This is a genomic window from Vreelandella sulfidaeris (assembly GCF_042429665.1).
GTDB lineage: Bacteria > Pseudomonadota > Gammaproteobacteria > Pseudomonadales > Halomonadaceae > Vreelandella.
The window spans coordinates 157,312-183,690 of sequence record NZ_JBHMAC010000003.1 but is presented as its reverse complement, the minus strand read 5'-3'; the positions used below and the strand labels follow the sequence as shown (position 1 = coordinate 183,690).

The window sequence follows — 26,379 nt, the reverse complement described above, 5'->3', positions numbered from 1 at the left end:
GAGGCGATATCAAATCGATCTCAAGATCGACGCGAGTAAATAGAGTAGCGTTATTGTAGCCTTGTCCACCCTGGCTTGTCTGCCCGGCTTCTGTGAGGAGACGTCTGAATCAGTCGATCATGATTACTTAACCAGTGGGTCATAGTCAGTGGGTCATAGTTGCTTGAACTGAATACCGGCAGGCTCTCGCGAGGCACCCGCCTCGTTTAAACGCTGCAAGTAGTTGTTCCAGTATGCGTCTTGATGCGTCGCCAGATCATATAAATAGTTCCAGCTAAACAGACCACTGTCGTGACCATCATCGAAGTGTAGCTTCAGCGCATAGTTGCCCGCCTGGGTGATGTTTTGTAGGCCGACGTCTTTTTTACCTACCTGCAGCACGGCCGAGTCGCCACCGTGACCACGCACTTCGGCGGAAGGGGAGTAGACGCGCAACAACTCTACCGGCAGCCGGTAGTGTTCATCCGTGGCGTAGCCAAGTTCCAGCTCGCGGGCCTGCTTGTGATAGTGCACTTGTGTCGGGGTAGGAGCGGTCATGATGAACCTCCAAAAAAAACAGGGCGTAGGGGATCATCACCGCCTACGCCCCGCTAAGTCTATATAAAGGTCGGCAAGTGCTTACAAGATATAGCGCGACAGATCTTCGTCGACCGCCAACTCGCCAAGCTGAGCGTTAACATAATCACCGTCGATCATTAGCGGGCTCTCCATATCGCCACCTCTGAACGAGGCCTCTTCCAGCAGCCGCTCCATGACCGTATGCAACCGGCGGGCACCAATGTTTTCAGTGCCTTCATTCACCTGCCAGGAAATCTGCGCAATGCGCTCGATACCGTCCGGGGTGAACTCAACGTCTAGCCCTTCGGTGGCCAGTAGTGCCTGGTACTGCTTGGTCAACGAGGCTGAAGGCTCGGTGAGAATGCGCTTGAAGTCATTGGGTGTCAGCGCATCCAGTTCCACGCGGATGGGCAGGCGCCCTTGAAGTTCAGGGATCAGATCCGACGGGCGCGATAGATGGAAGGCGCCCGAGGCGATAAACAGAATATGATCGGTTTTGACCATGCCATACTTGGTCGATACGGTGGAGCCTTCAATCAGCGGCAAAAGGTCGCGCTGAACCCCCTCGCGAGACACTTCACCACCGCTGGATTGGCCGCTGCCTTTGGCCACTTTATCGATCTCATCCAGGAACACGATGCCGTGCTGTTCCACCGAGTAGATCGCGCGGGATTTGATCTCCTCTTCGTTCACCAGCTTGCCTGCTTCCTCGTCGCGCAGCAGAACGAGCGCCTCTTTGACCGTCACCCGGCGATTTTCACGCTTCTGTTGGCCCATGTTGGAGAACATGCTCTGCAGCTGGCTGGTCATCTCTTCCATGCCCGGCGGGGTCATGATGTCGATGCCCTGGCCTTGAGCGGAGATTTCAATATCGATCTCTTTATCGTCGAGTTGGCCTTCGCGCAGCTTTTTGCGGAAGCTCTGGCGGGTGCCGCTCTCTTCACGAGGCTTATCTTCCTGGCCTCTCGGCGGGGGCAGAAGTGCATCGAGCACACGGTCTTCGGCGGCATCTTCGGCGCGATGGCTGACTTCTTCCTTGGCCTGTTCGCGCACCATTTTGATCGCCGCTTCCATCAGGTCACGAATAATGGATTCTACATCACGGCCAACGTAGCCCACTTCGGTGAACTTGGTGGCTTCGACCTTGATAAACGGCGCTTTGGCCAACTTGGCAAGACGCCGGGCAATTTCGGTTTTACCCACGCCGGTGGGGCCGATCATCAAGATGTTTTTAGGCGTCACTTCAGGGCGAAGATCGTCATCCAGCTGCATCCGGCGCCAGCGGTTACGCAGGGCGATTGCAACGGCACGTTTAGCATCCTGCTGACCAATGATGTATTGGTCCAGGGCGTGTACGATTTCGCGAGGTGTCATCTGAGTCATAAAAGGTAACCTTAATGTCCGTTGAGCGCGGTTGAAGATCGCGAGAGTGGATTAGCGATCGTCAATCGACAGCTCTTCTAGCGTCACGTGGTGATTGGTGAATACACAGATATCACCAGCGATGGCTAGCGATTTTTCGGTTATATCCCGCGCCGACAGCTCGGTGTTTTCTAATAGTGCCCGGGCGCTGGCCTGGGCGAAGTTGCCACCCGAACCAATGGCGATGATGCCGCGCTCAGGCTCGACCACATCACCGTTACCGGTAATGATCAGCGACGCGCTGTGGTCGGCAACCGCCAGCAATGCTTCCAGGCGACGCAACGCACGGTCGGTGCGCCAGTCTTTGGCGAGTTCCACTGCGGCTTTGGTGAGGTGGCCCTGATACTTTTCAAGCTGTGCTTCAAAGCGCTCAAATAGCGTAAATGCATCCGCAGTGCCCCCGGCAAAGCCGGCCAGCACTTTGCCACGATAAAGGCGGCGTACTTTACTGGCATTACCCTTCATTACGGTATTGCCCAGTGATACTTGACCATCACCCGCGAGGGCGACTTGATTACCGCGACGAACGGAGACAATGGTGGTCATGGAGATAACTCCTTGGGGGGATACGTGCTCCCGATGACTGATCGGCCGCCCTGGGCGGCCGTAAAAAAAAGCGATTTCAAACAAAATGCGGGCGGCTGATAAAAAATCAACCGCCCGCAAGCATTAGGTGAAGGATTATCAGCGCTGTAATTGGATGAGCAGTGGCTCAATACCTTGGGTAGTCATTAAATCCTGGGCGCGGTTAAGCTCTCGGGTGTCATCATAAGGGCCTACTTGAACGCGGTGCCAGGTATTGCCGTCGGCCTGTACTTCGCTAATTTCCGCCAGCAGGCTCAAATTGCGCAGCCGCCCGCGTAGCTGTTCAGCGTCGCTTGCTTCCCGAAAGGAGGCTGCCTGCAGCATATAGCGGGCCGGTGTATTGGTCGCCGCTTCATTCACTTGGGCGGTCGACACCTGATCTTCTGGTCGCGTATTGGCGGCAATGACTTGAGCGATAGGGTCGTCAGTCGCATTGGCGTCCGCATCGCTATCGGCTACCTGCGCGGCAGGCTCAGGGCGAACCACGTTGGAAGGCAGGGTAACGCCCGGTGCAATGACTTCGGTCTCAGGCAGTAGCGTATAAAACTCGAAGGTGGGCATCGACGGTTCGGCAGCCTGCTCGGTTTCCCGGGCGGCAGCACGCTCTTCGCTGTCGGCAGGCTTTGAAAGTACCGTTGCCTGGGGAGCGTCACTCTGCTCTTGCCAGGGGGCGGTGCCGTGCTGGTGTTGAGCCAAAAAGAAACCCGCCGCCATCCCCGCAAGCCCCCATAGCCAGCCGGGAAGGCGAAACCCTCCGCTAGAGGCGCGGGTTGACTTGCGCTGCGAGGTAGCCCCGCGGCGAGTGGGCTTTTTACGCGGGCTAGCCATGGGTTACATCTCCTCAGGGGCACTAACACCCATTAAGTCGAGCCCGTTACGCAGCACTTGGCGGGTCGCGAGCCCTAGTGCTAGGCGGGTATTGCGCAGGGTGTCATCGTCTACCATCACTTTGACGGCGTTGTAGCAGGTATGGAAGTCGCCGGCCAAATCAAGCAAATACTGAGCGATTTGCTGCGGTTCGCGGTTTTTGGCGGCCGTGTCCACGACCTCAGGAAAGCGTGCCAGGCGGTTCAATACGGCTTTTTCTTGATCGCTATCCAGCAGCGCCAGGTTGGCCAGCGCGATTGCATGGTCAAACGGCTGCTCGGCTTCCTCGGCTTTGCGCAGCATGCTGCATACCCGTGCGTGAGCGTACTGGATGTAGTACACCGGGTTGTCGTTCGACTGCGAGCGGGCCAAGTCAATATCAAAGGTCAACTGAGAGTCGGCGCGGCGTGCGGCGAGGAAAAAGCGCGTGGCATCGCGGCCGACTTCATCGATCAGGTCGCGCACGGTGACGTAGCTTCCGGCCCGCTTGGAGAGTTTTACTTCGACGCCTGAGCGGGTAACCATGACCATCTGGTGAAGGACATAGTCAGGCCAGCCCTTGGGAATGCCGACTTCGAGCGCCTGTAACCCAGCGCGAACGCGGGTGACGGTAGAGTGGTGGTCCGCCCCTTGCTCGTTAATCACGGTTTTAAAGCCGCGCTGCCACTTATCCAGGTGGTAGGCCACGTCGGGCAGGAAGTAAGTGTAGCCGCCTTCACGTTTGCGCATGACACGGTCTTTGTCATCGCCAAAATCGGTGGTGCGCAGCCACATGGCGCCATCTTCCTCATACGTATGGCCTGCGGCCATCAGCTTTTCAACCGTGGCCTCGACTTTGCCATCTTCGTAGAGTGACGATTCCAGGAAATAAACATCAAACTCGACGCCAAATGCTTTTAGATCCAGGTCCTGCTCGCGACGCAGCCATGCCACGGCAAACGCCTGAATCGCCGCTAGGTCCTCTGGGTCGGCTTTGGCGGTAACTTCACGATCATCGGCGCTAACCGTTTTGCCCGCGACATAGTCGTTGGCGACATCAATGATGTACTCACCCCGGTAGCCATCTTCCGGCCAGCTGGCATCGTCAGGGCCGAGACCTTTCACCCGCGCCTGAACTGAGCGAGCCAAATTGGTAATCTGGGCGCCAGCGTCGTTGTAATAGAACTCACGGGTGATGTCATAACCGGTCGCTTCGAGCAGACGGCATAAGCAGTCACCTATCGCCGCACCACGGCCATGACCCACGTGTAGCGGCCCGGTCGGGTTGGCAGACACAAACTCGACCTGCACCTTCTCGCCTTTACCGATCAGGCTGCGACCAAAGGTATCGCCGCAGTCCAGCACTTGGGCCACAATTTGCGCAGCGGCATCGGCGGACGCGAAGAAGTTGATAAAGCCCGGGCCTGCAATCTCCGTTTTTTGGATCGCGTCGCTGTCAGGTAGCGCAGCAACCAGCGTCGTGGCCAGCTCACGTGGATTCATGCCTGCTGGTTTGGCCAACATGAGCGCCAAATTAGTGGCGTAGTCGCCGTGCGCCTTGTCTTTGGTCGGGTCTACTTTGATGGTGGGCTGAAGATCGTTCGGCAGCACGCCTTGGTGCTTGAGCGCGGCGACCGCGCCTTCGAGCAGAGAAACTATCGTATCTTTCATGTAGGTATCCGGTGTCGTCGGTGGCGGCGTGTGCTAACGCGCACCCGTGAAGGCGCGTCGATAAAGCGGCTATTATCGGCAATTGAGCCGCAGTTTCAAAGCCATGTTACGAAACAGGCTGTGCTAAGCGAGTGTTTGCGGGTCAATATCAATCGACCAGCGCACTTTGCGTGCCTCGCGATTTGCCTCCAGCCACTGCACCAGCCAGCTAACGGCGGGGTGAAGTTGGCTGCGCTTATCAGCGGCCATCATGACATGCATATGGTAGCGATTCTGGCGTCTTTCCATCGGTGCTGGCACCGGTCCCAGGCAGCGCGTGGCCACGCGGGACTCTTTTAACCACTGTCGCAGCGCCTGAGCGGCCTGTTGCGCCATGGCTAAGGCGGCTTCTTCTCGTGGGCTTTCAATTCTCAGCAGCGCCATAAAGCAAAACGGCGGCAGTTGGGCGATACGCCGCTCTTCGAGCATGTTGCGCGCGAGCGCCGCGTAGCCGTGTTCGGCGAGCTGGCCCAAATGAGGATCATCCGGATGTAGCGTTTGCACCAATACCCGGCCAGGGTGAGCGGCACGTCCAGCGCGGCCGGCCACCTGCTCAAGCAATTGCGCGCTGTGCTCCAGGGCGCGAAAGTCAGCGGCGTAGAGACCGCCGTCAGCGTTCACCACCACGACCAGCGTTACATGGGGCAGGTGATGGCCTTTGGCCAGCATCTGGGTGCCGACCAACACGCACGGCTCGCCGCGTTGAATCTCCTTGAGTACCTGCTCAAAGCTGTCCCGACGCCGCGTACTATCCCGGTCGATGCGGTGGACAGTGGTTTTGGGAAATAGCGTCTGAAGGGTTTCTTCCGTGCGCTCGGTGCCGCTGCCGAGCGCACGGAGATCGCCGCTACCACACTCAGGGCAGGCATCTGGCAGTGCACGCCGGCTATCGCAGTGATGGCAAGCGAGTAGCGGGGGCTGGCGGTGCAGGGTCATGCGCGCATCACACTGCCCGCACTCGGCCATCCAGCCGCAGGCATGGCAGGCAAGCGTGGGTGCAAAACCGCGCCGGTTGATGAAAATCAGCACCTGCTTACCCGCGCTTAAGGTACTTTTAATGGCCTTGATTGCCCCCGGTAGTAAGCCGCCTTGGCGGCGCTGATGGCGCAAATCGATTAGCTCTAGCTTGGCGGGGGGGTGGCGACTAGGGCGCTGGGTCAGGCGAAGATGACGGTAGCTGCCAGAAAGCGCCTGGTGCAGGCTCTCAAGCGAAGGTGTCGCACTGCCCATCAGCAGCGGAATGCGATGGTAGTGCGCCCGCGTAACCGCCAAGTCGCGAGCGTGGTAGCGTAACCCGTCGTGCTGTTTGTAGGAGCCGTCGTGCTCTTCATCGACAATGATCGAGCCGGGGTTGGCTAGGGGAGTGAAAATCGCTGAGCGCGTGCCAATAATAATCAGCGCGCGGCCACTCGCGGCGGCCTCCCAGACATCCAGGCGCTCTGGGTCGGTAAGGCCTGAATGTAGCGCCACCACCGGCACCCGAAAACGACTTCTAAAGCGCGCCAGGGTCTGTGGGGTCAGGCCAATTTCCGGTACTAGCACCAGTGACTGTTTCCCCTTGGCCGCCACCGCTTCAATCAATTGCAGGTAAATTTCCGTTTTACCACTCCCCGTAACGCCTTCCAGCAGGCAGGGGTGGTAGCCATCAAGTTTTTCATGCAGGGCAGCCAGGGCCGTTGCCTGCTCGCGGTTAAGGGGGAGCGCTGGCGTGGCCAGTAAATTACCGCTGGGCGGGGAGGGAGCGGTGAGAATATGCTCCATCGACGTGGCCAAGCCTTTCTTCTCCAGCGCCAACAGCTGGTCGCGGCTAAAGCCATGGGCGCTCACCGCTCGGCTAGGTAGACCATGGGGGTGTTGGTGCAGCAACGCATAAAGCTCGGCTTGCTTGGGCGCACGGCTTAATGTTTCTTCTGCGTCTTCTCCCTGGGCGAGCCAAAGCGTATGCGTACGGCCCGCCATAGGATGACCCTGACGGAGTCGCGCAGGCATCGCGTGATGGAGGGTATCGCCTAAGCTATGTTGATAGTAGCGGGCAGCAAAACGGCATAGCCAGAGCCAGTCGGCTGGTAGTGGTGCGTCGTCCAATGTCTCGCTAATGGGCCGTAGCTGCGTGGTCGGAAGCTCGCTGTGGTGGGTCACTTCAACGATGACGCCGACCACCTCGCGTCGCCCAAAAGGCACGCGCACCCTTAGTCCCGGCTGCCAACCACAGGTAGGCGTCAGGGCGGCGGGTAAGTAGTCGAACAGACGGCGCAGCGGTGACGGTAGCGCTACTTTGAGTATCAGAGGTAGTGTCTGTGGCGGCGTCTGCGAAGAAAAAGAGTCAGCCAATTGGCCTCCGGCATGAGTTTTGCTATAATATGCGACCGCTTTCAATCTTAACGATGAAGCGGGTAACCGGTTAGTAGTTTTTCCAAACCCATATGCGGTGCCTGGCACAAGATCAGGTGGCGGCATATAGCTGATGAGGTTCAATATGAGACAAGGTATCCACCCGAATTACAACACGGTCACCGCTAACTGTTCTTGCGGTGCTAGCTTCCAGGTTGGTTCTACTTCTGGTCAGGACTTTTCCTTGGACGTATGCTCCAACTGCCACCCGTTCTACACTGGTAAGCAGAAGCAAGCGACCACCGGTGGCCGCGTAGAGCGCTTCAACAAGCGTTTCGGCGCTGCTGTTAAGCGCGGTTAATCCTCACGATTAGCCATGCCGCTAGCGCGTGCTTGACGGGAACGTTCGTTAAGTATCGTGTTTGTGCAAAACCCACGCCTCGGCGTGGGTTTTTTGTGTGCTGAAGAAAGCGTGGTAAGTTGGTGCATTAATGGAAAAATTTTCCATTAATGCTGCAGCACAGTAATAAGGAAAGCGTTATAGCTAGAGCGTCCATGCATAAGTTTCAGTAAATAGCTGTCAAATGCAATGAATGTGAAGCTAAAAAGCGCTTAAACGAGCGTTTCTTTTTGGGTTGACGGTGCGCTTGAGGCGCCTAGTTTTTTTCTATATTCTGAAGTTACTTATCTACTGTATGTTAACTGGACTCTGACGATGACGGATGCAAATAAGCAGGCTGCGCTGGATTATCACGCCAAACCGATCCCCGGTAAGCTGTCGGTGGAGTTAACCAAACCCACCCAGACGGCAAGGGATTTGGCGTTGGCGTATAGCCCTGGCGTGGCTGAGCCAGTGCGAGAGATTGCTCAGGAGCCAGAAAACGCCTACCGCTATACCGGGAAAGGCAACTTGGTCGCTGTGATTTCGGATGGTAGCGCTATCCTGGGGCTGGGAAATCTGGGGCCGTTGGCGAGCAAGCCGGTCATGGAAGGGAAAGGCGTATTGTTTAAATGCTTTGCTGGCATTAATTCTGTCGATATTGAAGTAGATGCAGAAAACCCTCAGGCGTTTATCGATACCGTGGCGCGCATTGCCGATACCTGGGGCGGTATTAACCTTGAGGACATCAAGGCGCCGGAATGTTTTGAAATAGAAAAAGCCCTTATTGAGCGCTGTAGCATTCCCGTGTTTCATGATGACCAGCATGGTACCGCCATTGTGACGGCGGCCGGTATGCTGAATGCGTTGGATATTGCTGGCAAGCGAATCGAAGACGTTAAGATTGTCTGCATGGGCGCTGGCGCAGCGGCAATAGCCTGCATGCGATTACTGATCTCTTGCGGTGCGCGCAAAGATAACCTGATCATGCTCGACCGACGCGGGGTTATTCATACCGACCGCGAAGGCATTAATGAATATAAAGCCGAGTTCGCGCGTGATACCGATATGCGCACCTTGGATGATGCGATCAACGGCGCGGATGTGTTTATCGGTCTTTCAGGCCCGGGGCTGCTTTCTGCCGAGCAGGTCAAAACGATGGCGCCTGATCCGGTGATTTTCGCCTGCACCAACCCGGACCCGGAAATTCACCCGGATGTTGCCCGTGAAGCACGCCCGGATGTGATCATGGCCACCGGTCGGTCGGACTTTCCGAACCAGGTTAACAATGTGTTGGGCTTTCCGTTTATTTTCCGTGGTGCGCTTGATGTTCGTGCTACCCGTATTAACGAAGAGATGAAGCTGGCCGCTGTACATGCGCTTAAAGACTTGGCTCGCGAACCGGTGCCGCAAGAAGTGTTGGACGCATACGAGCGCACCGAAATGAGCTTTGGTCGCGAGTACATCATTCCCACACCAGTGGATATTCGTTTGTTGGCGCGGGTTTCCTCGGCAGTGGCTCAGGCCGCGGTTGACTCGGGCGTGGCCCGCAAGCCGTATCCGGCCCATTATCCGCTGACCTCCATCGAGGATGTCTACGGTTAACGTTACTGCCTGAGAGGTTCATTTACGCCCGCTGCTAGCGGGCGTAAATGTTTAATAAGGCGTTAATTCAGCCCTGTGAATAGCGGGTGAGACCTTCCTGAGCGGTAGAGGCTACCAAACGGCCATCGCGGCTATAGATATGTCCGCGCGCCAAGCTGCGGCCGCCGCCTGCCCAGGGCGAATCAATAACGTAGAGCAGCCAGTCATCTAAACGCGTGTCCTGATGCAGCCACAGGGAGTGGTCTAAGCTGGCGATGCGCAGTTTGGGATCGCGAAACTGAATAGCGTGGGGTATCAGGCTGGTAGTCAGCAGGTTAAAGTCAGACGCATAAGAGAGCAGATGGCGGTGCAGTGCCGGATCATCGGGCAGCGAGCCCGAAAAACGAAACCATAAACATTGCCCGGCGGGCGTGCCGTTGTCGGGGTTGCCGGTAAGGTGCAGAAACTCGATCGGATGGCCGGGAAAACGCTCATGCTTGGCTTCTCCGTTCTCGATTAATGTTTCCGGGGTCGGTACGTCCGGCATGGCGCGCTGATGGCTAAAGCTTGTTTCTTCGCTTTGAAAGGAGGCGCTGCAGAAAAAGATCGGGCGTCCCTTCTGGATAGCCGTGACGCGGCGCGTTGTGAAGCTGCCGCCGTCGCGAATCGTATCCACTTGATAAACGACGGGCCGATGAGGGTCGCCGGGGCGCAGGAAGTAGCCGTGTTGAGAGTGAGGGCGGCGCTCGTCAGGCACGGTATGCGCGGCGGCCGCTAGCGCTTGACCGAGTACCTGGCCGCCATAGAGTTGCGGGAAACCTAGGTCTTGGCTCTGTCCACGAAATAGCGTTTCTTCCAGGGGTTCTAGCGCCAGTAGGTCCACCAGTGTATTAAGCGCGTCTGTCATTCTCGTTATCCTTGCTGATGTTTCTATATGATGCCGTCATCGGTGAAAGCGAACGTCTGCCGCTAAGGGTAACTCTTTCATACGATCGTTTAGCTACCTTAGCGGAGTTTATGTTGATGCGCAGCGATGAATTTTACATGCACCGGGCCCTGGATCAGGCACGTCTGGCCTCGGAGGAGGGCGAGGTGCCCGTTGGGGCGGTGGTCGTCGATGCGCTGGGAGACATTATCGGCGTCGGCTACAACACCCCGGTGGCTAGCTGTGACCCGAGTGGACATGCTGAAGTTCGCGCCTTGCGTGCGGCGGGCCAACAGTGCGGTAACTACCGTTTGGAGGGGTGCACCCTTTACGTCACGCTGGAGCCTTGCATGATGTGCGCAGGCGCGATGATTCATGCCCGAGTGAAGCGACTGGTGTATGGCGCCGCCGAGCCGCGTGCCGGAATGGTGGAGTCAAAAGCCAATCTGCTCGCCCAGCCGTGGTTTAACCACCAGATTGAGGTCAGCGCAGGGGTGCTGGCGCCGGCTTCCAAAAAATTGTTGAAAGCGTTTTTTGCCGCAAGGCGTGGCCGTGCTTAGTTAAGTGGTGGCACAAGCTCGAAAAGCAGGAGCGGATCATCGTTTGTCGGCGTTTGTTCCAATTGAAAAAATTGCTGACGGCTGCGCTCCACATACTGAATCATTTCGTAGTAACGACGAATGTTACGCACGTAGATAACCGGTTCACCGCCACGCGCGTACCCATGGCGCGTTTGGCTATGCCATTCCCGCTGCTGTAAGAGTGGTAGCGCCGCGCGCACGTCGGCCCAGCGGTTGGGGTCGCCGCCACGCATTTCAGCAATCTTGCGCGCGTCGTATAAGTGACCAAGGCCGACATTATAGGCCGCCATCGCCATAAACAGCCGGTCATCGCCGGTAATGCTATCCGGTAAACGATCCTTGATGCTACGTAGGTAGCGTGCGCCGCCATCAATGCTTTGGGCCGGGTCGGTACGGTCGGCAATGCCCATGTCGCTGGCGGTAGGGTTGGTCAGCATCATTAAGCCGCGCACGCCCGTGGGCGACACAGCGTCCGGGTCCCAGTGGGACTCTTGGTATCCCACCGCGGCAAGCAGCTTCCAGTCAAAGCCGGTTTCGCGAGCAGATTGCTGAAATAAGTCAGTATAGCGGGGCAAGCGCGCGTCAAGGTGGTCAAGAAACGTGCGTGTGCCGACATACTCTAAATAGTCGTCATGGCCAAAGTAACGGCTGACCAATCGGTCCAGCGTTCCACTGTTCTGCAGGTCTTCGAGGAAGCGGTTGGCGTCTTCGAGTAGGCCTAGCCCCTGGCCGCTGGGAACCGCCCACACCATGGAAAGCGGCTCACCCAGCGTAAAGCCACGCTCCACATTGGGAAAAAACAGCCGGTTCAAACGAAACTGATGCTCGAAAATAACGGCGGCATCGAGGGTGCCGTTTTCAACTCGCGCCAGCAGCTCGGCGACTTCCAGTTCATGAGACTCTTTCCAGCTCAAGGCCGGATAGCTGCGCTGCAGGTCGCGTAATGCTTCATCGGTGCCTGCTTCACTGAGCGTGCCAAGCTCCAGGCCAACCAGGTCACTGGGTTGTTGGATACCATGTAGCCCTCGGCGGTAAACGACCAGCGGCTGCATTTGAATGATCGGGCGAGTGTAGTGAATACCAGGAGGGGCGGGCAGTAGTGGCAGCGCCGCTGCACCAAGGTCGCCACTTTCGCGAACCGCCGGAAGTACGCTTTCAGGATGATGGTTGGCGTTAAGGTTGAGGCTGACGCCTAAATAGTCAGCAAAGCGGTGCATTAACTCATACTCAAAACCCACAGGACCATGACGCCCTTCATAATAGGTGGTGGGGGTGTTGCGGGTATGAACGGTAATAAAGTCTTTTGCAAAGATATGCGTAAGATGCTCGCCGGGAGGCACGAGCGATAGAGTGGGCACCATAACCAGCAAGGTAATCGCGGTTAGCGCATAATAAGCGCTGGCACGGGCTAAAAAATGTCGGCAAATCAACGTCAGCATGGCGTATTGTCGGCATGAAACAAGCTGCCACGATACCCAGCCTGGGTGATCCTGTCACCTTGTTGATTTCGTGTGGCGGCAGGTTTCCAGTATCATAGCCATATTCCGACACCGCGATATAGGTTTTCCGAAACCAAAACTGTGGCGTTACGGCACCATAAAAAGTATGGCCGCATAGCGGCCCGGTGATTTCCCTGCTCGAATTTCCCTGCTCTAGAGGCTTCAGGATATGCTCGAACTGCGAGGCGCGCCCGCCCTTTCTGCCTTCCGTCATGCTCGGCTGTTAACGGTGCTGCGTGAACGTGTTCCCGAGGTGGAAGCGCTATCTGCCCATTATGTTCATTTCATTGATGTTCACTCCCAGGAGCGCGGCGAGGGGCTTGATGACACCCTGCGCGAGCGGTTGGCGCAACTGCTGGAGTATGGCACGCACTCACAGGTAGATATTCCTGATCGTGCCCAGCGCTTTTTGGTGGTGCCGCGCTTGGGCACCCAGTCGCCCTGGTCGTCCAAAGCGACGGATATTGCCCATAACTGCGGGCTCCAAGCCGTTAGCCGTATTGAGCGTGGCATCGATTACCGGGTTGGCTTCACGACGATACTTGACGAAGAAAGCCTCAACGCGCTGGCGGCCCTGCTGCATGATCGCATGACCGAAACCGTGCTGGCCGATGCGTCGGATGCCGCGAAACTGTTTGCTCAACACGACCCGGCACCGCTAGGCAGCGTGGATATCCTCAACGGCGGCAGAGAGGCACTGGCCACCGCCAATCAAGCGCTGGGGCTGGCGCTTGCTGACGATGAAATTGATTATCTTGTCGATGCTTTCAATGAGCTGGGGCGTAATCCCAGTGATGTTGAGCTGATGATGTTTGCCCAGGCCAATTCTGAGCACTGTCGGCACAAGATCTTCAACGCTGATTGGGTCATCGATGGCGAGCCACAAAGCCACTCGCTGTTCAAGATGATAAAAAATACCTTTGCCTCTTCGCCGGACAACGTGCTTTCGGCGTATAGCGACAACGCCGCCGTGATTAAAGGCAGTCAGGGCGGGCGCTTTTTTGCCACACCGCTGATAGGCGCTGAGAACGAACGGGCGAACTACGCCACGCATCAGGAGCCTATTCATATCTTGATGAAAGTGGAAACCCACAACCACCCGACCGCGATTGCCCCTTTCCCCGGCGCCGCTACCGGGTCGGGCGGGGAGATCCGTGATGAGGGCGCCACCGGCATCGGCGGCAAACCCAAGGCGGGCCTCTCGGGATTTACCGTGTCTAACCTGCGTATTCCCGAGTTCGTGCAGCCCTGGGAAGCCTTCGATTACGGCAAGCCGGAGCGCATGGAGTCGGCGCTGACGATTATGCTGGAAGGCCCGATTGGCGGGGCCGCGTTCAACAATGAGTTTGGTCGCCCCAACTTGACCGGCTACTTTCGCACCTACGAGCAGGAATCGCTTAACGAAGGGGGCATCGAGCGGCGCGGCTTCCACAAGCCGATCATGCTTGCCGGTGGTTACGGCAATATTCGCGCCCATCATGTTCAAAAGGGCGATATTCCCGTGGGCGGCAAGCTGATCGTGATGGGCGGCCCGGCGATGCTGATTGGTCTAGGCGGCGGTGCCGCTTCCAGCATGGCCTCGGGCACCTCCAACGCCGACCTGGATTTCGCCTCGGTACAGCGTGAGAACCCCGAGATTGAGCGTCGCGCTCAGGAAGTGATCGATCGCTGCTGGGCACTGGGCGACCATAACCCGATTCGCTTTATTCATGATGTGGGTGCCGGCGGGCTTTCCAATGCGCTGCCCGAGCTGGTCAAGGATGGCAACCGCGGGGGACTGTTTGATCTGCGCGCGGTGCCCAACGCCGAGCCGGGCATGAGCCCGCTTGAAATCTGGTGCAACGAAGCCCAGGAGCGCTATGTACTAGCCGTGGCGCCAGAGGATTTAGCCACCTTTGAGGCCCTTTGCGGACGGGAACGCTGCCCCTATGCGGTCGTCGGTGAAGCGTTGGACGCGCATCACCTTGAAGTGCGCGATGGTCATTTCGATACCAAACCGGTCAATTTGCCGATGAGCGTCCTGTTCGGCAAGGCGCCTAAAATGCAACGCGAGTTCGAGCGTCGCGAGCCGGAACTTTCCGGCATGATGCTCGATAATCTTGACCTGCGTGAAGCGCTGGACCGCGTGTTGCGTCTGCCCACGGTGGCCTCCAAGAACTTTCTAATCACCATTGGCGATCGCTCTATCACAGGGTTGGTGGCGCGGGATCAAATGGTGGGCCCCTGGCAGGTGCCGGTGGCCGATGTGGCGGTCACTACTGCCAGTTTTGATACCCACGCCGGTGAAGCGATGGCCATGGGCGAGCGTCCGCCGGTGGCGTTGATCAACCCGGCGGCCAGTGCCCGCCTGGCGGTGGCTGAAGCGATTACCAACCTGGCGGCGGCGCCGATTGCCAAGCTTGGCGATATCAAGCTTTCCGCTAACTGGATGAGTGCTGCCGACCACCCTGGTGAAAATCAGGCGTTGTACGATGCAGTTCATGCGGTGGGAATGGAAATGTGCCCGGCGCTGGGCATCGCGATTCCAGTCGGTAAAGACTCCATGTCGATGCGCACATCCTGGCAGGATGAGAACAGCGATAACGAAAGCGAAGAAAAGAGCGTTACTTCACCGCTGTCATTGGTAGTGACGGGCTTTGCTCCGGTGACCAATGCGCTGGCAACGCTGACGCCGCAGATCAATCTGGATCAAGATGAGTCGGACCTGATCTTGATCGACCTGGGTGGCGGCCAGAACCGGTTGGGCGGCTCGGCCTTGGCGCAGGTATACGGTCAGGTGGGTAACGACTGCCCTGATGTGGATGACCCGGAAGATATCAAGGCATTCTTTGAAGTCATTCAGGGCCTTAATCGCGACGGTAAGCTATTGGCCTATCACGATCGCAGTGACGGCGGTCTGATAGTGACACTGCTGGAAATGGCCTTTGCTGGCCATGCCGGGCTAGAAATCAAGCTCGACTGGATGATCGATGAGCCGGTGGAGGCGTTGAACGCGCTGTTTTCAGAAGAGCTGGGTGCGGTCATACAGGTCAATCGTAAACACACGGAAGAAGTGTTGGCACAGTTTGCCGTGGCCGGAATTGAAACCTGTGGCGTCATTGCCCGCCCGCGTTACGACGATCAAGTGCGCGTCACGCTGTTCGAAGAACCCCTGTTGGAAACCACTCGCCAGCTTACTCAGCGCACCTGGGCGGAAACCAGCTACCGGCTGCAGGCACTTCGTGATAACCCCGAATGTGCCAAGAACGAGTTTGACAACCTGCTCGACAGCCGGGATCCAGGGCTTTCCGCCACGCCTACCTTTGATATTAACGACGATATCAGTGCGCCATTTATCAACAGTGCCAAGCCTGCCATGGCGGTACTTCGTGAGCAGGGCGTCAATGGCCAAACGGAGATGGCCTGGGCCTTCGATAAATCCGGCTTTGAAGCGGTGGATGTTCACATGAGTGACATCCTTGAAGGGCGTGTGTCGCTGGACGAGTTCAAAGGGTTGGTCGCCTGTGGTGGCTTCTCTTATGGTGATGTATTGGGAGCTGGCGGCGGTTGGGCTAAATCGGTGCTGTTCAACGAACGTGCCCGCGAGCAGTTCGCGGCTTTCTTTGCCCGTGATGACAGTTTCTCGCTGGGGGTCTGCAACGGTTGCCAGATGCTTTCGCAACTGAAGTCGCTAATCCCCGGTGCTGAAGACTGGCCGACGTTTGTGCGCAATGAGTCCGAGCAGTTTGAGGCGCGGGTTTCCATGGTGCGCGTAGAGAAGAGTCCCTCGATTCTGCTGGCCGGTATGGAAGGCTCTCAACTGCCCATCGCCGTGGCCCACGGTGAAGGACGCGCAGAGTTTCGTGATAGCGCTCATCTACGTAGCATGCAGTCGAGCAGCCAAATTGCGTTGCGCTACATCGATAATTACGGTCAGGCGACCACGCGTTATCCTGCCAACCCTAACGGCTCGCCCTCCGGGATTACCGGCTTAACCACCCCGGATGGCCGGGTAACCATTATGATGCCACATCCCGAACGAGTGACTCGGGCGGTTAGCAATTCCTGGCGTCCCACTGAGTGGCGTGAAGATGGCGCATGGCTGCGGTTATTCCGCAATGCACGCGTTTGGCTTAACTAATCGTTCGGTTGGCCTGGGTTAGCGCCCAGGTAACGGCGGCAGGCATGCCGCCGTTACCCATTACGTTGGGTTGACCACCAAGAAGCCATCAAATGAGCTGAGGGGAAACGTTAACCGGCGTTTCGTTGCCAACGGGTAGCCCAAGCTTGATTTCCAGCGTCTCAAGGGTTTGGCGGTAGCGCTCGACGAGTTGCTCGTAGCGACCAAAGTCATGCCCGCAATCCATGCAGTACACATGAATTTTATCGCGCCGGGTAGCCGGTAGGCGCTTTAAACGGCTGCTGCATTCGGGGCATTCAAGGCTGAACTGATTAGGTGTCATGGGGCGCCTCTTTTTATATTCCCGCTATGCACTAGCGAGATGAAAGGTAAAAAGTCATTACTGTCATTGTTAAGATGCGACTAACGTCTCGATAGTTCAATAGCAGGCTAATTAATTTGTCGTCACTTACTTCTTCATCCTTGCCTCGGCTACGCCCTTACCAGCAGGAAGCGGTAGCGCGCGTGGTGGCGCACTTTCGCGCCAGCAGCGATCCCGCCTTGGTAGTACTGCCCACCGGAAGTGGTAAATCGTTAGTGATTGCTGAGCTGGCGCGGCTGGCACGGGGGCGGGTGCTGGTGCTTGCCCACGTACGTGAGCTGGTCGAGCAGAACCACGCCAAGTACCAGGCTTACGGGCTGACCGCCGACATTTTTAGCGCAGGGCTAAAGCGTAAGGAAGCTGGACGCCAAGTCGTGTTTGGCTCGGTGCAGTCGGTAGTGCGTAACTTACCGAGTTTCAGCGATGCTAACTTTACGCTGTTGGTTATCGATGAAAGCCATCGTGTCTCTCTCAGCGAGGACGCCAGTTATCGCCAGGTGATCGAGCATCTTCGCCACTATAATCCGCACCTGAAAATACTTGGCCTGACCGCGACGCCATACCGATTAGGGCAGGGATTTATCTATTACCGCCATCACCACGGCATGGTGCGGGGCGGTGAGGAAAGCTTCTTTCGTGACTGTGTGTTTGAACAGCCGCTACGGTTAATGGTCAAGCAGGGGTATCTTGCTGCGCCTAAACGGCTGGACATGGCGGTGGAAGGCTATGACTTTTCTGCCTTAATGCCGTCGTCCAGTGGTCTGTTTCAAGAAGAAGCGCTTAACCGCGTGGTGGCGGGCAGCCGAGCCACGCCCGACATTATTGGCGAAATTATACAGCGCGCCCATGACCGTCAGGGCGTGATGATTTTTGCAGCGACCGTGGCCCACGCTGAAGAAATAATGGGCTACTTACCCAGTGACACCGCAGCGCTCATCACCGGCGCGACGCCTTCAGTACAGCGCACGGCATTGATTGACGCGTTTAAAGCCCGCGAGTTGAAATACCTGGTTAACGTGGCGGTGCTGACGACCGGCTTTGACGCGCCGCATGTGGATCTGATCGCTATATTGCGACCCACCGAGTCGGTTAGCCTGTATCAGCAAATGGTCGGCAGGGGGCTGCGCTTATCGCCGGGGAAGCAAGATTGTCTGATTCTTGATTATGCTGGCAACCCTTGGGATATCTTTGCCCCCGAAGTCGGCGAGCCAAAGCCCGATAGCGACAGCGAGCCGGTTCAGGTCGAGTGTCCGGCCTGTGGTCATGCTAATTTATACTGGGGCAAGCGCGATGGTGAGGTAGTCATCGAGCACTTTGGCCGCCGGTGCCAGGGGCTGATTGATGACCCTGATCGGCCTTCTAAAGTAACGGGCAGCCAGCGTGGCGCGGTCTCGGGCGCCTATAAAAAGCAATGCGACTTCCGTTTCCGGTTTAAAGTCTGCGAGGAGTGTGGTGCGGAGAACGATATCGCCGCTCGCCGCTGCCACGGCTGCGAAAAGGTATTGGTCGATGCCGATGACAAGCTCAAAGATGCCCTGAAACTGAAAGACGCCAAGGTGTTGCGGGTAAGCGGTATGCAGGTAGAGGCCACTACCAATGGGCGTGGATTGGTGCGCTTGAAAGTGACCTACCATGACGAAGACGGCGCTCATCTCTGTGAATGGTTTGCGTTGGAAACTCCCGCGCAGCGGCGGGCCTTTTATGTGGCATTTCTGCGTTATCATCTGCGTGCACCAGGGGGTAAGTGGCAGCCGTCAAGCGCCGACGAGGTGGTCGCAGAGCAGCACCGGCTGCGTCATCCAGATTTTGTGGTCGGGCGAAAGGTAGGACGCCACATCCAAATCCGTGACAAGCTTTTCGACTACCAAGGCCGTTACCGCAAGGCGAATGAGGCGGGGTAATGGATGAACTACACAACACTGCGTTGCGTGCCGACATTGTGACACTGCGCGTAAGCGCCCATTGACCAAGAGATAGCCACTGAGTGAGCGAGATTAACAGCGCCCCTGTCGATTCAGACCCACCGATGACCGCCGATGAGCCAGTGGAGGTTTCGCTTGGGCGCTTGTTTAATGAGCCGATTACCCAGTTGCCCGAAGATCTGTATATTCCTCCCGAGGCATTGCGGGTCTTTTTAGAGACGTTTGAAGGCCCGCTGGATTTATTGCTGTATCTCATTCGGCGCCAAAACCTGGATATCTTGACCATCAACGTGGCCACCATTACCCATCAGTACATTGAGTACGTGGAGCTAATGAAAGCCATGGAGATCGAGCTGGCGGGTGAATATCTGCTAATGGCGGCGATGCTGGCGGAAATCAAATCACGCACACTGCTGCCCCGCCCTCCCAAGGCGGAAGGCGAGGATGAAGAAGACCCGCGGGCGGAGCTTATCCGTCGCCTGCAGGAGTACGAACGCCTGAAGGAGGCGGCAGAGACGCTGGATACGCTACCGCGTACCGGCCGTGACTGGTTTAGTGTGCAGGCCGGCCTGCCGCCGTTGGAATCCCGCATCATTCATCCTGACGTCGAGCTGGATGAGCTGCTGAGCGCGTTGTCGGATATCCTCAAGCGTGCCGAGCTGGTACAGGCGCATCAGATCAGTCGCGAGGTGCTGTCTACTCGCGAACGCATGCTGAAAATAATGGAGCAGCTAGCCCAGGCGGACGCCAGCCAGCGCTACACTCCCTTCGAAGCGCTGTTTACGCTGGAAGAGGGGCGGGCAGGTGTGGTGGTCACCTTTATGGCCATATTGGAACTCGCTAAAGAAGCCATGATTGAGATTGTGCAGAACGCACCGCTGTCGCCGATTCATGTGCGCGCACGCGCAGCGCCCTATTCAGCCGACGACGAGGCGTTGGAAGAGGATGCGTTTGACGACCTTCCTTCCGATGAAAGTGCGTTTGCCTCCGACGAGGAGTCGCTATGAGTAATGCCGCTACCGCGTTAGATGAGATTATTGAAGCTGCGCTGCTGGCCGCCGGTGAGCCGCTCCCCGTTGAGCGGTTGGAAACGCTTTTTCTGGTCGACGAATGCCCGACACGTCGGGAGTTTCGTGAGGTGATTGAGCGTCTTCAACAGCGCCATTCCGGCGGCGCGCTGGAGCTTGTCGAATCGGTCTCGGGCTATCAATTAAGAATTCGCCCCCGCCTTTCTCCTTGGGTGTCGCGGCTGTGGGACGAGCGCCCACAGCGCTATTCACGCGCCCTGCTGGAAACGCTGGCGTTGATTGCCTATCGGCAGCCGGTCACCCGGGGTGATATTGAAGAGGTGCGCGGCGTTAGCGTGAGCAGCTCGATCATGCGCACGCTGATGGAGCGCGGCTGGATTCGTGTGGTGGGCCACCGTGATGTGCCAGGGCGCCCGGCGGTGTATGCCACGACGCGTAGTTTTCTGGACGATTTTGGTTTAAAAACCCTGGATGCGCTGCCACCTATGCATACCCTGGTGAACTGGGAAGAGGCCCCATTGACGGAGGCATTAACTGACGAGAAGCTGACCTTGGCAAGCGAAAGTGAGCCAGGCAGTGAAGCCCAGCAAGACCATTCGCCTGTTGCAGAGACTGAAGCACTAGACGAAACGGCCAAAACGGTGCAGGATGCGCCACCCCGTAAAGACGAGATAATTTCGGCTACGATAGCCGACGAGCACGCCGAGACGGCGTTAACCCAGCCGCTGAGCTTTGCCGATTTAGAGGCGCGGCTTGCGGCACGTGCGCAGCGCGCTAACCATGACGAGCGCGCGCGCACGCAGACTACCGATGTGAGGTCAGACGACCATGAGTCAGAGTAATAACACGACGCCCCCTACCAGTGAAAAACTGCAAAAAGTGCTGGCCCGTGCCGGCCTGGGCTCGCGACGCGAGATGGAAACCGCTATCTCCGCCGGTCGCGTTAAAGTCAATAACCAAGTGGCCAAGCTGGGTGATCGCGTCGAAGCGCGCGACAAGGTCAGTTTTGATGATCGCCCAGTGACATTGCGCCCTGAAGAGGAAGTACCGCGTAGGGTCATTATGTACAACAAGCCGGAAGGTGAGTTGTGTACCCGCAAGGACCCGGAAGGCCGCCGCACGGTGTTTGACCGTCTGCCGCGGCTAAAAGGGGAGCGCTGGATTGCCATTGGGCGTTTGGATATCAACACCAGCGGTCTATTGTTATTTACCACCGATGGTGAACTCGCCAATCGCTTGATGCATCCCTCTACCCAGGTAGAGCGTGAATACGCGGTGCGGGTGATGGGTGAGGTAAAGCGCGAGCACATTTTAGCGATGGTCGACGGCGTTATGCTGGAAGATGGGCCTGCACGCTTCACTGATGTACAAGAGTTTGGTGGTGAAGGTATCAATACCTGGTTCCACGTGGTGATTCTGGAAGGCAGGAATCGCGAAGTGCGTCGCCTTTGGGAGTCTCAGGCACTCACCGTTAGCCGCTTGAAACGCGTGCGCTATGGCAATATTTTCCTCGATAAGCGTGCCAAAGCAGGTGAATGGGTCGAACTTACCCAGGATGAAGTGGACGATTTGGCCACGTTGGCGAACCTGGAAACGCGTCAGGTGCCTGCCTTAACGCCGGATGAGAAAAACCGTTGGAACCGCGATAAACACAAGCGTAAGCCGGTACAGGCAATGCGCAAGCCTAAAAGCAGAGCCCCCCGCTAAGCGATTGGTAACGCCTCCTAAGCTATTTTTAGCGTCGTGTTAAATATCGCTGGTTGATCCCGCTGCCTGACGACGTTGCGCTCCTCGTCAGGTACGTGAAAGGAGCGGAAACGAGGTTTTAAGATAAAAAACACTTGCTATCAAAGGGGTGTAAGCGTAGGATATGCATCCGTTCAGGCGGGTCGTTAGCTCAGTTGGTAGAGCAGTTGACTTTTAATCAATTGGTCGCAGGTTCGAATCCTGCACGACCCACCATTTCAAAGTGTTTTAAGACATTGTTTGATGAAATGTTTTAATAATAGTGCTGAAATGCGTGACTGAATGTGAAGTGAATCATTAGCAAGACAAATTTGGGTCGTTAGCTCAGTTGGTAGAGCAGTTGACTTTTAATCAATTGGTCGCAGGTTCGAATCCTGCACGACCCACCAAATTTAGCGCCCCTGGCAATTTATTGCCAGGGGCGTTTTGCTTTGTTGGATACGCATCTTGCTGGCAGGATAATCCAGTTGCAGTGCCAAGCCATTTCCCACCACAATAGTCTAGAATTGCTTTTCAGGCGGTAGGCCAACGCGACAGACGCAGCAGCCCATCGCGCACGCGAGCGGCATAGGACGCAAGCTGACCCTATGCCGTGACCCAGTGTTTAACAGGGGGATTCCCTGTTCGTCACAGTGGTAGACACAATGACTATTATGACTACGCAGGCAGAGCTTGATGCTCCGCTACCGACGGCCTATTGCCCGACTCGCATTCCAGCGGAAGATCAGGCCCGGGTTGAAGAGATCAAACGGCTTTTGAAAGCCCATAACGCGGTGCTGGTAGCTCACTACTACACCGATGATGCGATTCAGCAGCTTGCTGAGGAGACCGGCGGCTGTGTCGCCGACTCGTTGGAAATGGCGCGCTTTGGTGCCCGCCACGAGGCGACGACATTGATGGTGGCGGGTGTTCGCTTTATGGGCGAAACCGCTAAGATACTCTCCCCCGAAAAGCGCGTGCTGATGCCCACGCTGGACGCTACCTGTTCGCTGGATATTGGCTGCCCGGCTGATGCCTTTAGTGCTTTCTGCGATGCCCATCCTGAGCGTACCGTGGTGGTGTATGCCAATACCTCCGCAGCGGTGAAAGCACGTGCGGACTGGGTGGTCACATCGTCGATTGCTGTCGAGGTCATTGAGCACCTGCAGGCCAAAGGCGAAAAAATACTGTGGGCGCCCGATAAGCATTTGGGCGGTTACATACAGAAGAAGACCGGCGCGGATATGTTGATGTGGGACGGGGCCTGTATCGTCCATGAGGAGTTCAAGGCCAAAGGCGTTGAAGATCTGAAGCGTATTTACCCAGAGGCGGCCGTCCTGGTGCATCCAGAATCGCCCGAGCCGGTAGTAAGACTTGCCGACGTGGCAGGCTCCACCTCCCAGTTGATCAAAGCCGCAAAAGAGTTGCCGCACGATAAGCTGATTGTCGCCACCGACCGAGGCATCTTTTTCAAGATGCAGCAGGCGGTGCCGCATAAGACGCTTTTTGAAGCGCCCACCGCCGGGAATGGGGCTACCTGCCGCAGTTGCGCCCACTGCCCCTGGATGGCCATGAACGCGCTGGATAACCTGGCAGGGGCCTTGCGAGAAGGGGGCGGGGAAATTCAGGTCGATGAAACGCTGCGCCTACAGGCGTTAAAGCCGCTTGAGAGAATGCTGAATTTCAACGCCTAGCCGCCAGCACTGCTGCTGCCCGTGCCGCGTTAGCGCGGGCAGTGGTGAGGGATTGCCCGGCGCTAATTAAACGTTTCCAACGTTTCCCGGTACTCAATAAACGCTTCGCGGCGCTGCTCAATACGCGCAAGCGCCTGCGTGTCGTTGGCGCGCTCGGCGGCGTCTTTGGCGATTGAGAGCTGTCGAATACCGCGGTCGACACGCCCTGTCAGTTGAAGGTGCTCGGCGCGCGCCAGATGCCCCCAGCTATCATGACCACTGCGTCCAGCGGCCTCGGCGAGCAGATTGAACCCTTGTGGGTTTTCAGGGTGTTGTGAGGTCACGTTAGAGAGCAGTTGATACGCTGACTGAGGATCGCGCTGAAGCTGTGCTTCGGCCAATATTAGCTGTGCAGGCAGGTAGTTGGGGATGAAGCGTAGCAGTCGTTGACTGCGCTGAATGGCCTCGTCATATCGACCCGCGTCGAGCGCAACGTCGGCTGATGAGGCGGGCAGCATCGCAAAGTCGGGAAAATCGTTGGCAAGCCTATCCAGTTGCTCCAGAGCGCTATCCGTCTGACCATTACGCGCGTCGATCAGTGCCGCTACATAACGTTGTGCGGCTTGGTCGGCGTCTTCCTCAGCAAGCCGTGAAGCTGCTTGCTGAGGCGTGTTGGTGTAGATGCTCAGCAACGCTCGGGCCCGCATCATGTCGTAGAGGGTGTCGCTGGTATAGGCATCGGCGATGTTGAGTTGCGCAGCACGCGCCTGGGCGGCGCTCAAGCGACTTTCGGTGACCGGGTGGGTCAGCAGGAACTCGGGCGGCGTATCGCCCTGGAGGCGAGCCATCCGCTGCATCGATGAAAACATCCGCACCATGGCGGCAGGGTCATAACCCGCGTCGGCCATGGCCTGTAAGCCGATGTTGTCGGCCTCTTGCTCAAACAGGCGTGAGTAGCTGAGCTGATCCTGAATCAGCGCCGCCTGGGAGCCCATAGCGGTTGCTATGCCTACGTCGCCGCCGCCGCTAGCGGCAATCAGCATGCCTGCTAGCATAGCCGCCATGGCGGGCAGTTGAGTCTGCGCTGCGCGGGCACTTCCCCGGGCATAGTGGCGTTGGGATAGATGACCAAGCTCGTGGGCCAGCACCGAAACAAACGACCCTTCATCTTCGGCAAAGGCGAACAGGCCTGAGTTAATGCCTACCACCCCGCCGGGAACCGCGAAAGCGTTAAGCGTGCCGTTGTCGACCATCACCGTCGTTGTGCTCAGGCCGTTAATCTGACTGTGCGGGGCTAGGCGAGCAATCAGGCTCTGCAAGTAATCATTGACGATGGGGTCTTGCCACTGAGGAGCGCGCGCCCGAAACTGACGCAGCCACGCACGGCCCAGGCGGTACTCTTCATTGCTGACCGATGTGGATGCTGTGCCCAGGCTAGGTAGGCTGTAATCGGTAATGGCGGCGCTTGGCGGGCTAAACAGCAGGCTGCCGCAGGCACACGCGAACGCACATATCCAGCCTGGGTAAGCGGTACGAAGAGTTGGCATGGCATCCTCTTGAGTAGTGGTAAGGCGTAACGTTAGCGGTATGACATTGATTAAGACAGGGAAGTGCCGTTAAATCGGCACAGGCGAAAGTAATCGCTAAGTAGATCGTTTATGCAACAGTTTATGCAACAATGCCGTGATTAGCAGGGCATTTTGAGGGAGAGCGTATGTCTGAGCAAACCGGGGCTTTTCAGCCCGATACGGTGCTTGATGCTTGCGGGCTGCATTGCCCGTTGCCACTGCTAAAAGCCAAGCAGTCCTTGGCCGGGTTGGCAGCAGGGCAGTTGCTGGAGGTGCGGTCGACGGATGCTGGCTCATGGCGTGACATGGCGTCATTTACCGACCAGAGTGCCCACGTTCTGGAAGGCCGCGAACAGCAGGGCGAGGTGTACGTGTACTGGATTCGTAAAGCTGGGGATGCGCACTCATGACGCTGCGCACGATCCTTAAAAGTTGGGTGGAGCGCTACTTTTCCGACGAAGAAGCGCTCATTCTACTGGTAGTGCTGGTGGCCGGTTTCGCGGCGATTATCTGGTTCGGTCGGATGCTGGCGCCGTTTTTTACCGCCTTGGTCATTGCGTTTTTACTTCAAGGGGTCGTCGGTGCGCTTACCCGGCGCGGGCTGCCGCATCTGTTCGCCGTTATTCTTGTCTTTTTGGCGTTTATCAGCGTCTTGCTGACCCTGGCATTTATTTTGATGCCGCTGATTTGGAATCAGTTGGTCGGGCTGGTGCAGGAAATGCCACGCATGTTTGCCAGTGGCCAGGGGTGGTTGGATGATCTACAGGCGCGCTATCCAAGCGTTATTACCCCCGACCAGATCCAGAATTGGATTGGTGTCGCTAGCCGGGAGATTAGCTTATTAGGGCAACGGGCCTTAACGCTATCGCTGGCGTCGCTTGGCAACATTATGTCGCTGATTATCTATCTTGTGCTGGTGCCGATTCTGGTCTTCTTTATGCTCAAGGATCGCGACGTACTGGTTGGTTTTATGCTGTCGCTCTTGCCTCAGAAGCGTACGTTGTTGTCGCGTATTTGGCGCGAGATGGATCATCAGATCGCCAACTATATCCGCGGCAAATTCATTGAGATTATCATTGTCGGCTCGGTGGCGTTCTTTACCTTTATGTTCTTTGGTTTGCCGTATACCGCGTTATTGGCCGTTTTAGTGGGGCTGTCCGTGCTAGTGCCTTATATTGGCGCTGCGGTCACCACGCTACCGGTTGCCGCTGTGGCTGGCTTCTACTTTGGGCTCAGTGAGGACTTCCTCTATGTGCTGGTGGCCTATGGGGTGATTCAAGCGCTGGATGGCAATGTGTTGGCGCCGGTTTTATTCTCAGAAACCAATAATATTCATCCCGTATCGATTATTGTCGCGGTGCTGTTTTTTGGCGGTATCTGGGGATTTTGGGGCATTTTCTTTGCGATCCCGCTGGCGACCTTGTTGAAAGCGCTGATCTACGCCTGGCCACGCAGCATGCTTAAACGAGATGAGCAGCTAGGCTTGCAGCGTACGCCACGGCCCAATGAATGACGCGCTAATCCCCGCGCCGATTATGCGCGGGGATTAGCTCAGCTAATGA

The 26,379-nt window shown here is 57.0% G+C and carries 21 protein-coding genes and 2 tRNA genes; 13 read left to right on the top strand and 10 right to left on the bottom strand.

Going from position 1 to position 26,379, the window contains the following annotated elements; genetic code table 11:
- Positions 1 to 153: 153 nt before the first annotated feature.
- The 6 genes from ACFFLD_RS02420 to ACFFLD_RS02395 all read right to left on the bottom strand — a co-directional run bounded on the left by ACFFLD_RS02420 (position 154) and on the right by ACFFLD_RS02395 (position 7,578).
- The gene (locus ACFFLD_RS02420; protein WP_386036110.1) at positions 154 to 537 is read right to left on the bottom strand and encodes a gamma-butyrobetaine hydroxylase-like domain-containing protein; all 384 of its coding nucleotides are present in this window, start codon (positions 535 to 537) and stop codon (positions 154 to 156) included.
- An 81-nt stretch (positions 538 to 618) separates the two neighbouring features.
- Positions 619 to 1,941 carry an ATP-dependent protease ATPase subunit HslU gene (gene hslU, locus ACFFLD_RS02415; protein ID WP_386036107.1) on the bottom strand — a complete coding sequence of 441 codons (1,323 nt, stop codon included), beginning with the start codon at positions 1,939 to 1,941 and terminating at the stop codon, positions 619 to 621.
- A 51-nt stretch (positions 1,942 to 1,992) separates the two neighbouring features.
- Positions 1,993 to 2,526 (bottom strand): ATP-dependent protease subunit HslV, encoded by a 534-nt coding sequence (gene hslV / locus ACFFLD_RS02410; RefSeq protein ID WP_386036104.1) that lies wholly within the window; start codon positions 2,524 to 2,526, stop codon positions 1,993 to 1,995.
- A gap of 138 nt (positions 2,527 to 2,664) precedes the next feature.
- Positions 2,665 to 3,393 (bottom strand): SPOR domain-containing protein, encoded by a 729-nt coding sequence (locus ACFFLD_RS02405; RefSeq protein WP_386036101.1) that lies wholly within the window; start codon positions 3,391 to 3,393, stop codon positions 2,665 to 2,667.
- A gap of 3 nt (positions 3,394 to 3,396) precedes the next feature.
- Entirely contained in the window at positions 3,397 to 5,082 is a 1,686-nt protein-coding gene (argS, locus tag ACFFLD_RS02400) for an arginine--tRNA ligase (protein WP_386036098.1), read from the bottom strand.
- Between the two features lie 123 nt (positions 5,083 to 5,205).
- On the bottom strand, positions 5,206 to 7,578 hold the full coding sequence (locus ACFFLD_RS02395) for a primosomal protein N' (RefSeq protein WP_386036095.1): 2,373 nt from the start codon (positions 7,576 to 7,578) through the stop codon (positions 5,206 to 5,208).
- Positions 7,579 to 7,597: 19 nt separating this feature from the next.
- On the opposite strand from ACFFLD_RS02395, the gene rpmE reads away from it, so the two are divergent.
- On the top strand, positions 7,598 to 7,813 hold the full coding sequence (gene rpmE, locus ACFFLD_RS02390; protein WP_087105934.1) for a 50S ribosomal protein L31: 216 nt from the start codon (positions 7,598 to 7,600) through the stop codon (positions 7,811 to 7,813).
- A gap of 354 nt (positions 7,814 to 8,167) precedes the next feature.
- The gene (locus ACFFLD_RS02385; RefSeq protein WP_386036091.1) at positions 8,168 to 9,436 is read left to right on the top strand and encodes a malic enzyme-like NAD(P)-binding protein; all 1,269 of its coding nucleotides are present in this window, start codon (positions 8,168 to 8,170) and stop codon (positions 9,434 to 9,436) included.
- Positions 9,437 to 9,503: 67 nt separating this feature from the next.
- On the opposite strand, the gene ACFFLD_RS02380 is transcribed toward ACFFLD_RS02385, so the two are convergent.
- Positions 9,504 to 10,322: an acyl-CoA thioesterase gene (locus ACFFLD_RS02380; protein WP_386036088.1), complete on the bottom strand. Its 819-nt coding sequence runs from the start codon at positions 10,320 to 10,322 to the stop codon at positions 9,504 to 9,506.
- Positions 10,323 to 10,438: 116 nt separating this feature from the next.
- Here ACFFLD_RS02380 and tadA point away from each other — a divergent pair, with 116 nt between their 5' ends.
- Entirely contained in the window at positions 10,439 to 10,900 is a 462-nt protein-coding gene (tadA, locus tag ACFFLD_RS02375) for a tRNA adenosine(34) deaminase TadA (protein WP_386036085.1), read from the top strand.
- Here tadA and mltF read toward each other — a convergent pair.
- Positions 10,897 to 12,360, bottom strand: a complete 1,464-nt coding sequence (mltF, locus tag ACFFLD_RS02370; RefSeq protein WP_386036082.1) for a membrane-bound lytic murein transglycosylase MltF — start codon at positions 12,358 to 12,360, stop codon at positions 10,897 to 10,899. The genes tadA and mltF overlap by 4 nt on opposite strands.
- Positions 12,361 to 12,589: 229 nt before the next feature.
- Here mltF and purL point away from each other — a divergent pair, with 229 nt between their 5' ends.
- Positions 12,590 to 16,540 (top strand): phosphoribosylformylglycinamidine synthase, encoded by a 3,951-nt coding sequence (gene purL / locus ACFFLD_RS02365; RefSeq protein ID WP_386036079.1) that lies wholly within the window; start codon positions 12,590 to 12,592, stop codon positions 16,538 to 16,540.
- Between the two features lie 88 nt (positions 16,541 to 16,628).
- Here the strand turns inward: purL and ACFFLD_RS02360 are convergent, their stop codons facing one another.
- Positions 16,629 to 16,862: a hypothetical protein gene (locus ACFFLD_RS02360; RefSeq protein WP_386036076.1), complete on the bottom strand. Its 234-nt coding sequence runs from the start codon at positions 16,860 to 16,862 to the stop codon at positions 16,629 to 16,631.
- A 140-nt stretch (positions 16,863 to 17,002) separates the two neighbouring features.
- Here ACFFLD_RS02360 and ACFFLD_RS02355 point away from each other — a divergent pair, with 140 nt between their 5' ends.
- The 7 genes from ACFFLD_RS02355 to nadA all read left to right on the top strand — a co-directional run bounded on the left by ACFFLD_RS02355 (position 17,003) and on the right by nadA (position 23,270).
- On the top strand, positions 17,003 to 18,802 hold the full coding sequence (locus ACFFLD_RS02355) for a DEAD/DEAH box helicase family protein (protein WP_386036358.1): 1,800 nt from the start codon (positions 17,003 to 17,005) through the stop codon (positions 18,800 to 18,802).
- A 125-nt stretch (positions 18,803 to 18,927) separates the two neighbouring features.
- Positions 18,928 to 19,830 (top strand): segregation and condensation protein A, encoded by a 903-nt coding sequence (locus ACFFLD_RS02350; RefSeq protein ID WP_386036355.1) that lies wholly within the window; start codon positions 18,928 to 18,930, stop codon positions 19,828 to 19,830.
- Positions 19,827 to 20,693: an SMC-Scp complex subunit ScpB gene (gene scpB, locus ACFFLD_RS02345; protein ID WP_386036073.1), complete on the top strand. Its 867-nt coding sequence runs from the start codon at positions 19,827 to 19,829 to the stop codon at positions 20,691 to 20,693. Before ACFFLD_RS02350 ends, scpB begins: the two co-directional genes overlap by 4 nt.
- Positions 20,680 to 21,558: a 23S rRNA pseudouridine(2605) synthase RluB gene (gene rluB, locus ACFFLD_RS02340; protein ID WP_386036070.1), complete on the top strand. Its 879-nt coding sequence runs from the start codon at positions 20,680 to 20,682 to the stop codon at positions 21,556 to 21,558. Before scpB ends, rluB begins: the two co-directional genes overlap by 14 nt.
- Positions 21,559 to 21,737: 179 nt before the next feature.
- A tRNA-Lys gene (locus ACFFLD_RS02335) sits at positions 21,738 to 21,813 on the top strand.
- Positions 21,814 to 21,910: 97 nt separating this feature from the next.
- Positions 21,911 to 21,986 (top strand) — tRNA-Lys (locus tag ACFFLD_RS02330).
- Positions 21,987 to 22,241: 255 nt separating this feature from the next.
- Positions 22,242 to 23,270 (top strand): quinolinate synthase NadA, encoded by a 1,029-nt coding sequence (gene nadA / locus ACFFLD_RS02325; protein ID WP_386036067.1) that lies wholly within the window; start codon positions 22,242 to 22,244, stop codon positions 23,268 to 23,270.
- A 62-nt stretch (positions 23,271 to 23,332) separates the two neighbouring features.
- Here the strand turns inward: nadA and ACFFLD_RS02320 are convergent, their stop codons facing one another.
- Positions 23,333 to 24,796 (bottom strand): M48 family metalloprotease, encoded by a 1,464-nt coding sequence (locus ACFFLD_RS02320; RefSeq protein WP_386036064.1) that lies wholly within the window; start codon positions 24,794 to 24,796, stop codon positions 23,333 to 23,335.
- A gap of 167 nt (positions 24,797 to 24,963) precedes the next feature.
- Between ACFFLD_RS02320 and ACFFLD_RS02315 the strand changes: the two genes are divergently transcribed.
- A complete protein-coding gene (locus ACFFLD_RS02315) occupies positions 24,964 to 25,227 on the top strand; it encodes a sulfurtransferase TusA family protein (RefSeq protein ID WP_386036061.1) in 264 nt (87 codons plus the stop codon).
- The gene (locus ACFFLD_RS02310; protein WP_386036058.1) at positions 25,224 to 26,330 is read left to right on the top strand and encodes an AI-2E family transporter; all 1,107 of its coding nucleotides are present in this window, start codon (positions 25,224 to 25,226) and stop codon (positions 26,328 to 26,330) included. Before ACFFLD_RS02315 ends, ACFFLD_RS02310 begins: the two co-directional genes overlap by 4 nt.
- Positions 26,331 to 26,379: the final 49 nt, after the last annotated feature.

Coding starts and splice junctions, on each gene's coding strand:
- ACFFLD_RS02420 (WP_386036110.1), bottom strand. CDS start 537: ATGACCGCTCCTACCCCGACACAAGTGCACTATCACAAGCAGGCCCGC.
- hslU (WP_386036107.1), bottom strand. CDS start 1,941: ATGACTCAGATGACACCTCGCGAAATCGTACACGCCCTGGACCAATAC.
- hslV (WP_386036104.1), bottom strand. CDS start 2,526: ATGACCACCATTGTCTCCGTTCGTCGCGGTAATCAAGTCGCCCTCGCG.
- ACFFLD_RS02405 (WP_386036101.1), bottom strand. CDS start 3,393: ATGGCTAGCCCGCGTAAAAAGCCCACTCGCCGCGGGGCTACCTCGCAG.
- argS (WP_386036098.1), bottom strand. CDS start 5,082: ATGAAAGATACGATAGTTTCTCTGCTCGAAGGCGCGGTCGCCGCGCTC.
- ACFFLD_RS02395 (WP_386036095.1), bottom strand. CDS start 7,578: ATGCCGCCACCTGATCTTGTGCCAGGCACCGCATATGGGTTTGGAAAA.
- rpmE (WP_087105934.1), top strand. CDS start 7,598: ATGAGACAAGGTATCCACCCGAATTACAACACGGTCACCGCTAACTGT.
- ACFFLD_RS02385 (WP_386036091.1), top strand. CDS start 8,168: ATGACGGATGCAAATAAGCAGGCTGCGCTGGATTATCACGCCAAACCG.
- ACFFLD_RS02380 (WP_386036088.1), bottom strand. CDS start 10,322: ATGACAGACGCGCTTAATACACTGGTGGACCTACTGGCGCTAGAACCC.
- tadA (WP_386036085.1), top strand. CDS start 10,439: ATGCGCAGCGATGAATTTTACATGCACCGGGCCCTGGATCAGGCACGT.
- mltF (WP_386036082.1), bottom strand. CDS start 12,360: ATGCTGACGTTGATTTGCCGACATTTTTTAGCCCGTGCCAGCGCTTAT.
- purL (WP_386036079.1), top strand. CDS start 12,590: ATGCTCGAACTGCGAGGCGCGCCCGCCCTTTCTGCCTTCCGTCATGCT.
- ACFFLD_RS02360 (WP_386036076.1), bottom strand. CDS start 16,862: ATGACACCTAATCAGTTCAGCCTTGAATGCCCCGAATGCAGCAGCCGT.
- ACFFLD_RS02350 (WP_386036355.1), top strand. CDS start 18,928: ATGACCGCCGATGAGCCAGTGGAGGTTTCGCTTGGGCGCTTGTTTAAT.
- scpB (WP_386036073.1), top strand. CDS start 19,827: ATGAGTAATGCCGCTACCGCGTTAGATGAGATTATTGAAGCTGCGCTG.
- rluB (WP_386036070.1), top strand. CDS start 20,680: ATGAGTCAGAGTAATAACACGACGCCCCCTACCAGTGAAAAACTGCAA.
- nadA (WP_386036067.1), top strand. CDS start 22,242: ATGACTATTATGACTACGCAGGCAGAGCTTGATGCTCCGCTACCGACG.
- ACFFLD_RS02320 (WP_386036064.1), bottom strand. CDS start 24,796: ATGCCAACTCTTCGTACCGCTTACCCAGGCTGGATATGTGCGTTCGCG.
- ACFFLD_RS02315 (WP_386036061.1), top strand. CDS start 24,964: ATGTCTGAGCAAACCGGGGCTTTTCAGCCCGATACGGTGCTTGATGCT.
- ACFFLD_RS02310 (WP_386036058.1), top strand. CDS start 25,224: ATGACGCTGCGCACGATCCTTAAAAGTTGGGTGGAGCGCTACTTTTCC.